This window comes from Pseudoalteromonas fuliginea (assembly GCF_000690055.1).
Lineage (GTDB): Bacteria > Pseudomonadota > Gammaproteobacteria > Enterobacterales > Alteromonadaceae > Pseudoalteromonas > Pseudoalteromonas fuliginea.
On the sequence record NZ_JJNZ01000026.1, the window covers coordinates 1 to 14,550 of the forward strand.

Annotated in this window: 12 protein-coding genes and 1 pseudogene; 4 read left to right on the forward strand and 9 right to left on the reverse strand. The window is 37.5% G+C overall.

Features of this window, described 5'->3' with window-relative positions; translation table 11 throughout:
- Positions 1 to 259, forward strand: a pseudogene (locus tag DC53_RS0120485) (hypothetical protein); the annotation flags it as partial.
- 192 nt (positions 260 to 451) lie between these two features.
- Here DC53_RS0120485 and DC53_RS11875 read toward each other — a convergent pair.
- The 6 genes from DC53_RS11875 to DC53_RS11850 all read right to left on the reverse strand — a co-directional run bounded on the left by DC53_RS11875 (position 452) and on the right by DC53_RS11850 (position 7,949).
- Entirely contained in the window at positions 452 to 1,057 is a 606-nt protein-coding gene (locus DC53_RS11875; protein WP_033029354.1) for a DUF1287 domain-containing protein, read from the reverse strand.
- 28 nt (positions 1,058 to 1,085) lie between these two features.
- Complete coding sequence (locus tag DC53_RS11870; protein ID WP_081824554.1) at positions 1,086 to 1,565, reverse strand: hypothetical protein; 480 nt, start codon at positions 1,563 to 1,565, stop codon at positions 1,086 to 1,088.
- 221 nt (positions 1,566 to 1,786) lie between these two features.
- The gene (locus DC53_RS11865) at positions 1,787 to 2,509 is read right to left on the reverse strand and encodes a SapC family protein (protein ID WP_007378083.1); all 723 of its coding nucleotides are present in this window, start codon (positions 2,507 to 2,509) and stop codon (positions 1,787 to 1,789) included.
- A 22-nt stretch (positions 2,510 to 2,531) separates the two neighbouring features.
- Positions 2,532 to 4,085 (reverse strand): tryptophan halogenase family protein, encoded by a 1,554-nt coding sequence (locus tag DC53_RS11860; protein WP_033029358.1) that lies wholly within the window; start codon positions 4,083 to 4,085, stop codon positions 2,532 to 2,534.
- A 73-nt stretch (positions 4,086 to 4,158) separates the two neighbouring features.
- The gene (locus DC53_RS11855) at positions 4,159 to 6,930 is read right to left on the reverse strand and encodes a TonB-dependent receptor (RefSeq protein WP_033029360.1); all 2,772 of its coding nucleotides are present in this window, start codon (positions 6,928 to 6,930) and stop codon (positions 4,159 to 4,161) included.
- Between the two features lie 251 nt (positions 6,931 to 7,181).
- Positions 7,182 to 7,949 carry an IclR family transcriptional regulator gene (locus tag DC53_RS11850; RefSeq protein WP_033029362.1) on the reverse strand — a complete coding sequence of 256 codons (768 nt, stop codon included), beginning with the start codon at positions 7,947 to 7,949 and terminating at the stop codon, positions 7,182 to 7,184.
- A 235-nt stretch (positions 7,950 to 8,184) separates the two neighbouring features.
- Here DC53_RS11850 and DC53_RS11845 point away from each other — a divergent pair, with 235 nt between their 5' ends.
- A complete protein-coding gene (locus DC53_RS11845; protein WP_007378079.1) occupies positions 8,185 to 8,958 on the forward strand; it encodes a phytanoyl-CoA dioxygenase family protein in 774 nt (257 codons plus the stop codon).
- Between the two features lie 77 nt (positions 8,959 to 9,035).
- Positions 9,036 to 10,139 carry an NHL repeat-containing protein gene (locus DC53_RS11840; protein ID WP_033029364.1) on the forward strand — a complete coding sequence of 368 codons (1,104 nt, stop codon included), beginning with the start codon at positions 9,036 to 9,038 and terminating at the stop codon, positions 10,137 to 10,139.
- A gap of 235 nt (positions 10,140 to 10,374) precedes the next feature.
- Here the strand turns inward: DC53_RS11840 and DC53_RS11835 are convergent, their stop codons facing one another.
- From DC53_RS11835 to DC53_RS11825, 3 genes are all read right to left on the reverse strand, one after another.
- The gene (locus DC53_RS11835; RefSeq protein ID WP_033029366.1) at positions 10,375 to 12,420 is read right to left on the reverse strand and encodes a hypothetical protein; all 2,046 of its coding nucleotides are present in this window, start codon (positions 12,418 to 12,420) and stop codon (positions 10,375 to 10,377) included.
- 640 nt (positions 12,421 to 13,060) lie between these two features.
- A complete protein-coding gene (locus DC53_RS11830) occupies positions 13,061 to 13,489 on the reverse strand; it encodes a hypothetical protein (RefSeq protein WP_007378076.1) in 429 nt (142 codons plus the stop codon).
- 199 nt (positions 13,490 to 13,688) lie between these two features.
- Positions 13,689 to 13,868, reverse strand: coding sequence for a hypothetical protein (locus tag DC53_RS11825; RefSeq protein WP_007378075.1), 180 nt, complete (start codon positions 13,866 to 13,868; stop codon positions 13,689 to 13,691).
- Positions 13,869 to 14,149: 281 nt separating this feature from the next.
- On the opposite strand from DC53_RS11825, the gene DC53_RS11820 reads away from it, so the two are divergent.
- The gene (locus tag DC53_RS11820) at positions 14,150 to 14,536 is read left to right on the forward strand and encodes a YkgJ family cysteine cluster protein (protein ID WP_033029369.1); all 387 of its coding nucleotides are present in this window, start codon (positions 14,150 to 14,152) and stop codon (positions 14,534 to 14,536) included.
- Positions 14,537 to 14,550: the final 14 nt, after the last annotated feature.

Consider the following 14,550-nt stretch of genomic DNA (forward strand, 5'->3'; position numbering starts at 1 on the left):
ATTAATTAGAAGTGGTAACAAATCCGCAGCTGTTAATTCGTTCAAACACGCAATGGGACTTGAAAGTAACAACGTGCAATACGCTTACTTGTACTTTTTAGCACTTGATAGCATTGGCGCAACAGCGCAGGCCGTGAGTGAGTTAAAACTTAAAATTAGTACTTATAATAATGCAGTCCAGCTAAAAAACTTAGGTATGAGCTTTACTCAAAAGCTGCAAAATGCAGAAGGTTATCAATTTTTTAAGCAGTTAAAGTAAGTTTCCCTCTGTAAAAGAGAAACTTATGTAATATAGTAATTATCTATTACTCAAATACAGAATTACATAAGCAAAATTCACACTTAACACTTAACACTTCACACTTAACACTTAACACTTAACACTTAACAACTAAGATACAAAATTTACACATTACCAACAACGCCATTTTATCGCCTAAAAATAGATTACTTAATTAAATGAATTTGTGTGCTTTTTAGGCACAAACCTATAATGTCCTGTAATTTTATAGGCAAAAAGGATATCGCTTTTTTCAGGCCCTCGCCCAATGTTATGTACAATCAACGGACTACCAGAACGTGTATCTTGCTCTTTAATAACCATACCAATGTGCGGTAAATTACCAGACAACATCCACGTGACGATATCGCCTGCCTTGTAGTCACTCGCGTTATTAGATTTAGTAAGCTCTTGTCCATGCCGTTTAAAATATACTTGCAGGTTAGGGACTCGTCGGTGATCTATATTTTTATCAGGTTTGGTTAAACCCCAAATACGCTTAGAGGGATATAGCTCAAAGCTTTTTAGCATGTCCTCATGCACAAGCTTTTGCAAATCAATACCTAAAATTCGATATGATCGAATAACTACGTCGGTACACACCCCAACATTAGCGGGCACATCGCCACCCGGATAAGCAATAGAGCGATAAGACCCATCGTAGGTAACGTTATGTGTTGTTCTTTCAAGTAACGCAGCCACAATATCGTCATCAAACGATGCCGCATAGGCATTTACACTAAGTAAGCTCAGTAAAAAAACAGTAAAGCGTGTCATATGCAATCCTTTGAAAGGTGTTTGTTAGCTACAGCGATTGAGCCACATATACAGGCACGTTTATTTTCTTGCCATTATTTGTAAAGTGCTTATCAAGACCATACGCCATGACTTCAAGTGGCGCAGCATCATAACCAACCTGCTGAATTTCGGTTATGTGACGTAACATAAAAGCCTCGGCGCCAAGTTCACTCCATTGGGCTACGTGAACAAGTTCATGAAAATGCACTGCTAAATTATCAGCTACGTAAGGAAGCATGTAATAAGTGTTTTTGTATGTGGTGCCTGCAGCGTTCATGTCAATAAAATCGCCTAATCCCATTTCACGCAAAAAAGGAAAATTAGGTTTTGGTATTTCATCGACAATAACGTAAAAGGCATTTTTTAAAAATTCGGTAGGATAAAACCCATTAAACTCACTGGCAAATTTTTCACAGCTAATTCTTTGATTTTTGTATTTAATATTTGTTGCATCAATCCATTGTTCTATTTGCTCAAGCATGTCCATTCTCTTAATCATCAATGTTTATTGGCTTGACCTTTCCCATTGCGATACAAGCCGATAAGTTAAATGATACCAAAACCAAGGCGAATAATCGAACTCCAAAGCCTAAGAAGTGAACTTATAATCGTGTCCAGTTCTAGTTCATTTATTATTTCATCGGTATCAGCATTAACTAATGCACACGTAAAACCAGTGGGGGTAAGTAACGCTAATTAATAAAAAATCTATTTTAAATCGTGTAACCATTTTACTAATTTTTTAACATGCCCGCTTGAACATAAGATTAGATGGCAAGCTTGTATATAACCCATTGAGTGCAAAATATTTAGTGTTTCTGCAGGTAGTTGCTGTAGTGTCTCTGCGGCAATAGAATACAAGCCATTGTAGCCTTGTGTTTTGCCATTTGGTTTAGTGATGTTTAGCTGCACAGCTTCAATTAAATCGTGTTTTAGTAAAGTATTGATAAAAGCGGTTGTACGTTCGCCGCCATGCATAAGCTTTATCAATTGCTCACTCACATTATTTAGATATGTGGTTGGCTCCCCTGTTTCGTTAAATAACCGTGTTCCCTCACTATTATTTACTCTTGGGTGTTGTTCGTTAATTGTAACAGCGAGATCTCTTTGCTCGGTCTTGTTAGTAAGTTTATTTCCTATTCCTAACTTAAATGGTTGTCGCTGTAAGTGTAAAGGTACGTATGTGGCATGCCATATATCATTTTGTAAAAATAAGTTTTGCCCCTCATCAAAGCCAGTTAAAGCATACATTTCAAACTGGCCAGTTTGATTATTTTTTATAAAATAGACTGGGTAGTCTAATGCAAGTTGAGCTAACTCATCTGCAATAACGGGAATGCAGTTTATAGCTTCGCCATATTGAGCACCATGGCCGGTTTTTATATAAATGTTTTTGTGCGTATTTTTATCAAGTAATACTGAATTTTCCATAATACGTGCTCTTAAAATTTTATTATATTTGCTGCATACCGAACTGCTTTATTTGTTCCAATAATGCGTTATTAGTGGGCAGTTTTTTAAGTAATTGTTCAGTGTGCCTCAAATTATTATTTACCAGCGCTTGCGCCTTTTTAAAGTAACAGTCTGGATTGTTATGTAGCTCTGTTGAGCTTAAAAATCCCATACCATAAAGCACATATTGATAGCTTGCTGCAGGAAATACTTCTTGTGAATGATCAAAATGGTTATCACTTGGCGTATGAAACGTCCAAATAGCTAGGTTATCTTTTAAACTTTGCGGTATAGTTTGCGTGCAACAATGCGCCTGCCAAAAAGGACTATCGGTACGTTTGCTCAATATATAGTGCAACTTTAAAAAATCGATTATTCGCGCCCACCTGTAGCTAAAAGTACGATTAAAACGCTCTGCTGTTATTGCCATGAGACATTCATTGTATGGAAATTGCTCTGCAACAAATTTAGCGGATATCTCCACCAGTAATAAGGCTGATGCCTCTAATGGCTCTAAAAAGCCTGCAGAAAGTCCTATGGCTACACAGTTTTTATGCCAGAACTTTTCTCGATGACCCGGCTCAAAAGTTAACTTTTTAACCTTATACTTACTTTGCTGCGCTTGATTAATATTTAAGTAGTCAAATAATTGTTGTTTTGCCTCATCGTCACTTATGTAATTACTTGCATACACATGCCCTACGCCACGGCGTGTTTGTAATCCTATATCCCAAATCCAGCCCGATGTTTGTGCTGTAGATAAAGTATGCGAGCATATTGGTTCGTCACCTTTGTATGGCATGTGTATGGCAAGCGCACTATCAGCAAATAATACATCTTTACAAGATTTAAACCCCACCCCTAAGTTCTCACCTAGTAATAACGATTTAAAACCACTGCAATCAATAAATAGATCCCCAGCTATCTCTATTTTATTATTTAGGCTAACGCTTTTAATATCGCCATTTGTACAATTGTTTACACCGGCGACAGTGCCTACAATGTGTTTAACATTAAGATTATCAATGCAGTGGTTTTTTAAGAATGTAGCGAATAAGCCTGCATCCAAGTGATAAGCATAATTTGCTATTGCACTAAATTCGGGGGTGGTGATTTGTTTGGGAGCTAATCCGCTTTCGCATATTGATTGCTGCGCGCTTACATACTGGGCAAAAGGAGGTTGTGCGTTATTAATATTAAGCCAACTGGTGGCTAAATTATTTTCAAACATCCCCGTAGGTAGCTCAAGCGGGTGATAATAGTAATCATCATTTTCTCCGGTTACCCACTTAGCAAATTTAGCACCTTGCTTAAACGATACATTACATTTTTTAATAAATTCAGTTTCACGAATACCCATGTCTTTAAGGGTTCTGCGCATTGTAGGCCAAGTTCCTTCTCCAACGCCAACTGTAGGAATATCTGAGGACTCTAACAGCGTTATATTTATTTTTTTGCTGTGATGTTTTTGCAAATATGCCGCAATTATTCCTGCACTTAGCCATCCTGCAGTTCCACCGCCAACTATTACTATTGATTTAATATCATCGTTCATAGCAACCTCGTTAGTTAAAAGGCAAAAACGACAGTGCTGAGCTGTCGTTTTGTATTATTTGTCAAAAACTAACTTACCATTTAGCACTTAAGCCAATGCTAAAGCGCGGACCATATTGCTCAGCAGATACTAATTGCTCTGCAAAACGACCATGGCGGCGTGTTGTTTCATTCGTTAAATTAAGTGCATCAAAGCTAACACCCAAGGTGTCGTTAATGGTGTAATTAAAACTAAAATCTAGCTGACCATACGCCTCTGTAAATGTAGGCTCAGTTCCCAAAGACAGTAAGAAATCATCGCGCCAGTTATAGGCTAAACGTACTTGGTAATCATCGTTTTCGTAAAAGCCGACCAAATTACCTGAATCGCTTAGTCCTGCTAGTGCAATTGTTTGGTCAAAATCATACGGTTTAAACGATTCATCGCTATTCACTATCGTATAATTAGCAACCACGCCAAAGCCTGTATCAGGCACCATGTACTGCGCATTTAATTCCCAACCATCTACTTCACGATTTTGTAAATTATCTGGCGTTGCAATATCAAATGTAACAATCGGGTCTGTCGCTTGGCTTAAACATGCTGGGTTAGGTGTATCTGAACTATCTGGACAACCAGGGCGGGGGTTAACACTTGGATCGCGTAACGGCTCGCCATTTACATCATTTAGCGTACCTTGCACTACGCCTGCACCAATGAAGTTTTCAACAAACTTTTTAAAGTAACCAACTGATGCATAGCTTCCGTCGTCTCCATACCACTCAACTGAGAAATCAAAGTTATCTGACGTAATTGGCAATAAGTTAGGGTTACCTTGCGATGCATTAAACGGTCCTTCAGGACGGGCGTTAATGGTAGTTGATGGGAACATACCACCAATACCTGCACGAGCTAATGTACGACTATATGAAAAACGAGTTTTAAAGCCGTCATCTAAGTCGGCGCTTATATCAAAGTTTGGTAATATACGTGTATAACCGCCTTCAAGCTCCTGCGGTGTTGCTGTTGCAGCAAATACAGGGCGAAGCTCTTCAGCATGACGATAGTTAAAAGCAACAACCCCAGGCTTGACTGAATAACCTGTTACATCGGTGTCTTCGTAGCGCACACCGACATTCATATCAATTGGAATATCGTTAAATTCGGTTTTAAGATCAAATGATACATATATCGCGAGCGTTTGCTCCTCAACCCCATTTGTAGAAATATTTGGCTCAATAAATAATCCTTCATCTCTGACAATATCTACAAAATCGTTGGCACTGTAACGTGGAATAAACGGAAATAGCTGATCCGAACCTGAAAACTCATCAGCAAAGTCACCTTGTTCATCAAAGGTTAGCCCTAGGTTGTCTAGAGGAATATCGACAAATGAGAACTGCTCAGAAAGATAAGTATCAATTTGGTAATCGGTATACATTACACCAAAATTTATAGCGCTGAGTGCCCCACTCTTCAAATTCTCCCATTGCCCACTTGCATGATACTGCTTAATGGTATTTTTCATTTCATAACCACGGCGCTGATATAAATCTGACACAATATTAGCTGGGTTGTAAGCCCCACCCGCCAATGTTGAATCATCAACCCCAATACTCGGAATGTCACCAGAGAAGTTAGCACTGATGGATTTAACCAAACCTGGGACATTCTTTAAATTTGCAATTGTTTCAGCTGTATCACCATCTGGGTTTGAGTGTGATGTAGAGTTATGAGCGTCAAACGTAAGTTTCAATGAATCGCTTGCTTGCCATGCTAAATTTAAGCCTAATGAATCGTTTTCTTTTTCTTCGTAAAGCTCCCACGCCCAAAAATTCAACTCATCATTTGCATTTTTAATATCGACTAAAGTGCCATTTTCATCGGCGGTGCCTGTTGGGTTATCGAACCAAAATGCCATTTTATTTGTGTTACTAATTTCTTCAAAGCGCGATAAAGTGTAATCAAGTGTAGCCGTTAAGTTGTCACTAGGAGCATACTGTAAAACCAACTGCGCATTTTGGCGTTCTCGCTTAGTTTCAAAGCGCTCCATTTCTGGCGTCCAAGGTACCCAATAAGTACCCGTTGGATTAACTGTGGTATCAATTGCACTGCTATCAACACCGGCAGCATTTGCTCGGTTACGTACCCAACCTTGCGATGTGCCTACGCGCTCTCGGCCACTTTCTCGCTCTGAATGCGACAGCGCAAGTAAAACACCAAACGTATCATCAGCGAATGTTTGGCTAACCATTCCCGAAATTTCTGGTGTTACGTTTGATTTCTCTGAGCTGGTGTCTTTAATTGCCTTTGCATTTGCAAATGCTTTAAAACCGTCAAAATCAAATGGTTTTGCTGTATTTATATTAATGGTTGCGCCAATACCGCCTGAGGCTACATTCGCTTTACCCGTTTTATAAACTGATACACCCGACACACTTTCAGCCGCGATTTCTCTAAAGTTAAAGCTGCGAGAAACTCCCGCTTCTTGTAAAACCGAAGAGTTTGGCATTTGACGACCATTTAAGGTTACTAAATTAAAGCCAGGACCAAAACCCCGAACACTAACTTGGTTGCCCTCATTGTTTGCACGGTCGATTGATACACCACTAATACGTTGCAGCGATTCAGCTAAGTTAGTATCAGGTAACTTACCAATGTCCTCTGCTGATATAGCATCAACTACGCCTGATGAATCTTGCTTTATTGAAGCAGATTTACTTAATGCGCTTCTGATACCTGTTACTTGGATAACTTCAACATCACTTTGTACAGTTGTCTCGTTTTCCTGCGCGGCATAACTTACAGGAGAAGTTATCAGCATTGCTGCGCAAATCGCATTTAATTTAAATTGTGTGTTAGTCATTTTTGCACCTAAATATTGTGTTTATTACGTGTAATCGTTGACGGATTATTTACGGGATGCTTATTGTCATTATAATATTGTTAACAATTAACTTTACAATAAATTAGTTTAGCTAATTAAGTCAAACAAATTGACCATTTATTTTACAGTTAGCGTTGGTTTTTTATTCGACATTGTAAGCAAGCAGTAAAGTACTGAGACTTATACATGACTGTTGAGCGGGTTGCTCCCTACAAAAGCGCTAGTTGGTATTAGCGCTCTAATAATGAAGTTATTTTTTGGGCGGTATTTTTAAGCTCGCTAATTACACTGTGTTTATTAGCGTGAGTGTTTAGGGTTGAGTCAAAAGAAGAAATGGTCAATGCAGCTATTAAATTTGCATTAGACCTGCCAATTAAGACACTAAAATCGTGTACTCCGGCGATAAGTGGATTGCTTTGCATTATGTGCCCTTGCACTTTGATTGTATTTAGCTCATTTAATAATACTTTATAGGCGTCTTTACTAGCACTGTAAATTTCATCGTGTTCGATAAGCATTTGCCGCACTTCGTCATTACTGTTGGCTAAAAGCAGTTTACCAGCGCTTGAGCTACTAAGTGGAAATAAAGCCCCCTCTGCAATACTCAAATGCATAGGGCTTTTGCTACGCGCTTGCACTACCACCATAGCTTGGCTTTGATAAAGCATACTTAGATGACATGACTGTTCAATATTTACAGCTAGATCTTCCATATGTGGCAAGGCCGATTTTAGTACATTATCCATTGGTGAAATACTTCGCGATAAATTATACAACTTTAATGACAAATGATATCGACCAGAGGTTTCAGAGCGAATTAGATAACCGCGTTTTTCAAGCCCAACAAGTACTCTATAGACTTCGTTAGGTGTTTTTAAAATACCAGCCGCTATCTCACTTTGTGTACAAGGCCTTTTATTTTTTGCTAAAAATTCTAATATATCCAACCCCTTATCTAAAGCAGGAACTGCATATTTAGTTTTTGATTTATCGTTCATTTGTACTTATTTATGCCTTTTAAAATTGATAAACAATATGTTTGTTTATATATAAATTTAAAACTTTTTTTTAGCTTTAAATTTTTAATAATGATTTAAAATCAATAGCTTAATGAAAAAAAATTCATTCGTATATGAATTCTATATTTTTATATAAATTACGCTTGACCTAGATGCTTAACCGAGCAACCATTGTTAACAATATACAACTGCAAGAGAAAATGGAACTACATTTATGTCACACACTTATTTAACACCACAACAAATAGCTGATTTTCACCGTGATGGTTATATTATTGTCAAAAATTACTACAGCGCTGATGAAATTGAGCTACTACAACAAACTGCTTTTAATGACGATACACTCTATGAACGAGCATGGGACAAAAAAGACGCCGATGGCGCTGTAAGTAAAGTCTGTTTATGGCAAAAAACAGGCGACGATTTATACAGTATGTTTTCTCGCGGTCGTCGCTTAATTGAAGTATGCGAAACACTTATTGGCGAAGAGGTGTACCACACCAGCACTAAAATTATGATGAAAGAACCATTTGTAGGTGGCGCCTGGGAATGGCACCAAGATTTTGGCTACTGGCATCGTGATAATTACATGCTTTATCCAAAATCAATTAGCTGTATGGTCGCCATTAATAAAGCGACGCAAGAAAATGGTTGCTTGCAAGTACTTAAAGGCTCACATCATTTGGGACGATTGGATCACAGTAAAACCGGTGACCAAAAAGGCGCCTGTTTAGAGTTTGTAGAAGAAGCAATGAAGTACCATGAACTTATAAATGTAGAACTTGAACCAGGTGATGTACTGTTTTTCCACTGTAATTTACTGCATAAATCAAATCAAAACCGCGCTGCCGAACCTCGTTGGTCAATGATCAGTGCTTACAATGCGATTAGCAACCAGCCATTTAAAGAAAACGAAGCTGTTTATTATCCATTAAATCGCGTTAACGATGATGCTATTTTAAATTTTAAAGCAAAAGAACGCACTTAAAGTAACCTTCTAGCCTAAACCAGCTTATGCATTATAGCCCAATGCATAAGCTGGTTTTTTTATATGGAAAATTCTGTATGTTAACCTCAGAGCAAAAACACCTTATACCTCACGCTACTCCTAAAAATGACGAAGACCCACACGGGAAAATAATTGGCCAAGGTAAATTTAAATACAAAATAGACGCCCACTGGGGAAAGTTAAACCCCAATAAATACCCTATAGAAAATTGTCATGCGATGGTGATGGACTCACAAGGGATAATATTTATGATCACCGATAACACGACTAATAATATTTTAGTGTATAGCCAAAACGGTGAATTACTTGACGCTTTTGGAAGCTCTTTTCCTGGTGGACACGCTATAAAAATTGTAAAAGAAGGCGAGCAAGAATTTCTATACGTTGTAGATAGTGGCTGGATTGTTAATCGCCACTGGGATGGTCACAGCACAGAGCAATGGGATAGCCCTACTAACAATGTCATTCCACAGGCTGGCTTTATTGCCAAAATGACCTTAGATGGCAAACTAATATACAGTATCGGCCATCCACAAACGTGCGGTGCTTATAAACCCGAGCAACCTTTTCGCCCTACTGACATTGCCATTGCCCCCAATGGGGATTTATATGTCACCGATGGTTATGGCAGCGACTTTTTGCTGCATTATGATAAACAAGGTCGCTATATAAACCATTGGGGCGGTCACCATAATGAAGACAAAAATTACAATTTACACAACACCCATGGGGTTGAAGTAGACTTACGTGATCCCTTAAATCCTACATTAATAGTAAGCTCTCGTTTTGAGCAATGTTTAAAAGTATTTTCGTTTGATGGTAAGTACCTTGATAGAATTAGCGCTAATGGGGCATATATTGGCGGTCCCGTGTTCAAAGGTGAACTATTTTATGCACCAGTTTGCTGGTCGCATATTGACAATAAAAATGCTGACGATTCTGGTTTTATTAGTATATTTGATAAAAGTAACACGCTAATAGCTAATTTAGGGGCACCGCAACCGCAGTATATAAATGGAGAACTACAGCCGATGCAAAGTAACGGGGACATTTTTAATCACGTGCATTGTATTTGCGTAGATCAAGACGACAACTTATATGTAGGTCAGTGGAACTCCTCTAAAACATACCCAATTAAATTAATAAAACAGTCATGCTAAGTTTAACGCTCTGAGAATAGTGTTTATTTTTAATAATGAGTACCTTGTACTCATTGTAAAGCATAAAACTCACAGGCTTAACAGCAAAAATACACCTAAAGCCATTCCCAGCATATTTAGTATTAGTTTATTTGTATTGTGTTAGGTAGTAGTAGCGATACAAATAAAAAAACTGCGAAGCTATCATATAGATAAACCCGCAGTTTGTTTATTACTAAACCTTTATTACACGTTTTTAGCGAGTAATACGTTTACTCATTTTAAAGTTTTGTAATGTTAGTGAACTAACTGCACCACCACTGTCAGGGAATGTAACTTCAATATTGTTAGTTTTTTTAATGTTATTATATGGCACTGGAATTTCAATAACACCAAAGAAACGCTCACGTCCAAGGCCACCATTTTTTTGATCATATCCTCTAAAATCAGTAGGAATAGCGACTCTATTCCCATTAACAGTTACAACTGGCGTTAACGACTTACCATGAGGGCGGCCAACACCTAAGCGCAATGTAGCCTCGCCATTAGCCCCTTTATCTACATTGTTAATAGTAAAGAACTGGGTCGCGTTGGCTGCAATATTTTTAACTACTGCACTTGCGTAATGCTTAGTCTCTTGATTAATATTGTTAATAACAACATTTTTTTGGTGACTCACTTTAATTATCATGGTTGACTCAGAGCCTAATACAACAGAGCTTGGTAGTGTTGTTCTGTTGCTGTTATCCAATACTGGTTTGCCTTGGGCATTAGGATATAAATGCTTAATATTTACACCCGTTACGTTGTTAGAACCCTTGCCTAAAACACTTAAATCAATATTGGTCGGCGAAAATTCAAGGCTGTTTAATACCAAATAAACATCTTTGCCATCAACATACGCGTCAGCTTGAATATCCATATCGCTTGCCCAGCTATCTATTCGCGTCCCTTTTATATCAGACCATAACTGGTAAAACTTAACCATTTCGGTGTAAACCCATTGCTCGCCGGTTTCACCTTGACCTTCTTTAGCTTGACGCAGTAAACGCCAGTAATAGGGAATAGTGTCGCTTATACGGCCCCATTCTGCTTTTAATGGAATAAACGGAATGGCTTTATCAATACGGTTTGGCCTTTCCATAAAGCTCATCAGCATAGAGCTCATTGCCTTTAGACATAACCAGTCACGTTGCGGTGTCCATTTAGTACCAAATGAGCCTTGTAATTGAGAGCCATATTCGGAAATAACTAACGGCTTAATACTTCCCCATTTATAAGCCATATATTGCTCAACCATATCAAGGGTCGCTTCCATATTGCTGCCTTTTCGGTACTGTATTTGATGCTGACCACCAGGGCCACCTGGGAAATTTGGAAAGTCATATAAGTGCATCGAAATAAAGTCCATTTTATTTCCTGCAATATCTAAAAATGCCTTGTCGCGTTGCTTCCAGTTATCGAAAAATTGTGACCCTTTTTCATAATCAGGAAACGCCACCGTAAAGCCCCCTACTTTCACATCATTCAGTGCAGGGTTAGCATTAATCACATCAGCAACTGAGTTATGCAATCTAAAAATGTCATAGAGGCTTTCTTTATCATAACCGGTATGCGGAAAGTCGTGCAGTTCAAACAGTGGCTCGTTCATTACCTCAACATACGTTGGGCGCTTTTGACCAAGGCTATCTGATGGGCCTGATTTAAAGTATTTTTGTAAAAACTGCGCCATGTAGTCGCCCATGGCTGTACCTAGTGGTTCAGCCGCAGTATCTCTTTGTGAGAAAGACCAATTTTGATTACCAATTTTAGTGCCATCAGGATAATAAGGATGTTGCTGTGCAGCGACAATTAAATCGCTGTTACGCCCTTCATGCTTTCGCATTGTTTTAGCTTGAGCTGTTGTAATATTGGTGTAATTCCATTTTACTCCGCCGCCATTTGTTGTTGCGGTTGCCGCGCTTGCATAACCTGGTTTTGCTGAATCTTCTGGTAATTGTGTTAGTTGATATTTCATGCCCCCTGTATCACGACCAAAGTACACATCGTAATCTTCTAAAAAATGGGTCATTAAATCAGGATCAGCATTAGGCGCATTTAAGCTTTGAGCGTTATTTCCAAACCAGTCACTTTCGGTATTTGATGAATGTAACGTAATAAATTTACGACGATCGAAGCTATCAAACTGTCCTACAGCATGTTTTGTATCAATATTAAACTGCACTTTAACAGCGTGCACATTAAAGGTACTTGAAAGTAATAGCGCACTCGAAACCGTACAATACAATGATCTTTTTTTCATAACTGTTACCTATCTTGGTGTAAAAATTAATCCTTTGTGTAAAGGCATGGAACTCACAATCAATATAATGTTAACAATTAACAAAATGCAACGATTAGTTAAAGTTTTGTTCAAATTTCACACTTTAGTGGTAATTAACGGGACTAAGTTAACGCCGTAAATGAACAAGCTGAACACCCTATTTACAACTAGGTATTTAGAGAGTGTTAACTTTTTGAGGTTGAATTTGCTGCAGCATGCTTGGTTTTTAGCAAAACCAGAACCCAAGCATTTGATAAAAAATATTTTATGTGTGACTTTTAATTACATTCTAATTATTTCAGACGTTTTTCAGTGTTAACAATTTGTTGTTATTCATTCAAAAGGAAGATGACTAATGATCACATTGGCTAACTTATTTTAGTGGGACTCACTCATAAAAAGTAATCTATAGAATTGCTGAATAGAATTTAATAAGTAACAGATCTGATTAACAAATATAAACTTTATGAGTAAACTGGCTCAAAAATAAAGCATTTCTTTTTGTCATTTATAGTAAACATAAAAAAGCGCTGAGGGTATAAACCACCAGCGCGTTATTAATATCAAGTTAAGTCCACAAAAATCACATTCAATGGGGGCTAATTATACTTTTAAATACTTAACCTTCCTCTTCAATAAGTGACTCTAGTAAGTCATGTATTTCAGCTTTAAGCTCTTTGTCTTCAATTTTATTAGCACTGACTTTAGCGTTTTGTAAGTTTTTAATCGCTTCGTCTTTTTGACCTATTTCTAACTGTAACGTAGCCATTGAAAAAGCAACCGATGACATATGATCTTTGTTATTAATTGCAATTGACTTCTCTAACGCTTTTTCATAAGTGGTGATCGCTTCTTCTAGCTCTTCGGTAAAATCAGCTAGGGTTTCCCATTGCACTGGGTGATCTTTAGACGTATTTTCGTTTTCCATACAAATAGCTTTTAATTGAGCAAATAAAGACTCAAACTTTTCACGATCATTTTTATTAGCAGCCGTCATTAGTTCTTCTGCTAAGTCGTGTACCGCTTTGTATACTTTTGTGTTCATCATTACGTGTTACCTTTTAATGCAGCTAAACTCAATTACTCACTCAATTTAGCCAAAATATAGCATTCAGCCATTACAAAACATGTTTTAACAACTGATTTATTTAATTTGGTCTATAGCGTAATAATACATTAATAATAAACATCGGGTAGGCGTTAAACACTTTGTGATTAAAATTTTACCGAAATTATTGCTTGTAACCTTAAATGCGAAATAAACTCGCAAGCCAATCGAAGGTAAAGATGGTTGTAAATACCTTAAGCGCAATAACAGCTATAAACAATAAGAGAATTAGCGCTTTAGCTTTGTTACTTTTAAGATTGTTCCAATACAATAACTTTGCATTAAATTCTGTTTTTAACTTTGAAACAGCTTCTTTCATGATAATTCCTGATCAAATATTTTTGTACAGTAATTGTAACAACCACAAGTTACTCAAACTGATTTCATAACATTTTTAACTACCTTTAGAGTAAACCATTTAATAATGTCTGCACTATATAAAATGTAACAAGGGATTTTTCATCTAGATTAATGCCGTAACTACTGTGTACACACAAATTAAAGGGATGGTTTTTTAATTAAGCAAACAGCGAATAATAAATTCAGTGCTACACTAACAGCTAACTTAAACTCGTTGACAACCAATTCAATTAGCAAATTATGAAACAATGTAATCAATGCGGTAAGTGCTGTATTAAATACGGTGGTGGCGATTTAAGCGCATCAAAAGAAGAAATTGATTTATGGGAGCTTTTTAACCCCGAAATCTATGAATACGTGAAAAACGACGAAATTTGGTTTGACCCAAAAACAGGATTGAGACTAGATGCTTGCCCTTTTTTAGAAATTGCGCCTAAAAAAGATCCCTTGGCTAAAAACATGTACACCTGCAGTATTTATCTCGACCGCCCAGAGGACTGTCGCCACTACCCTAGCCTCATTCCTGAAATGATCAGAGACGAATGCGAGATGATTGAACCTATCGACATAAAGAATCAAACCAGAGCTCAACATAAACTCGATATACTTATGATTGATAGTCGATAATTCTCTTTTAAACT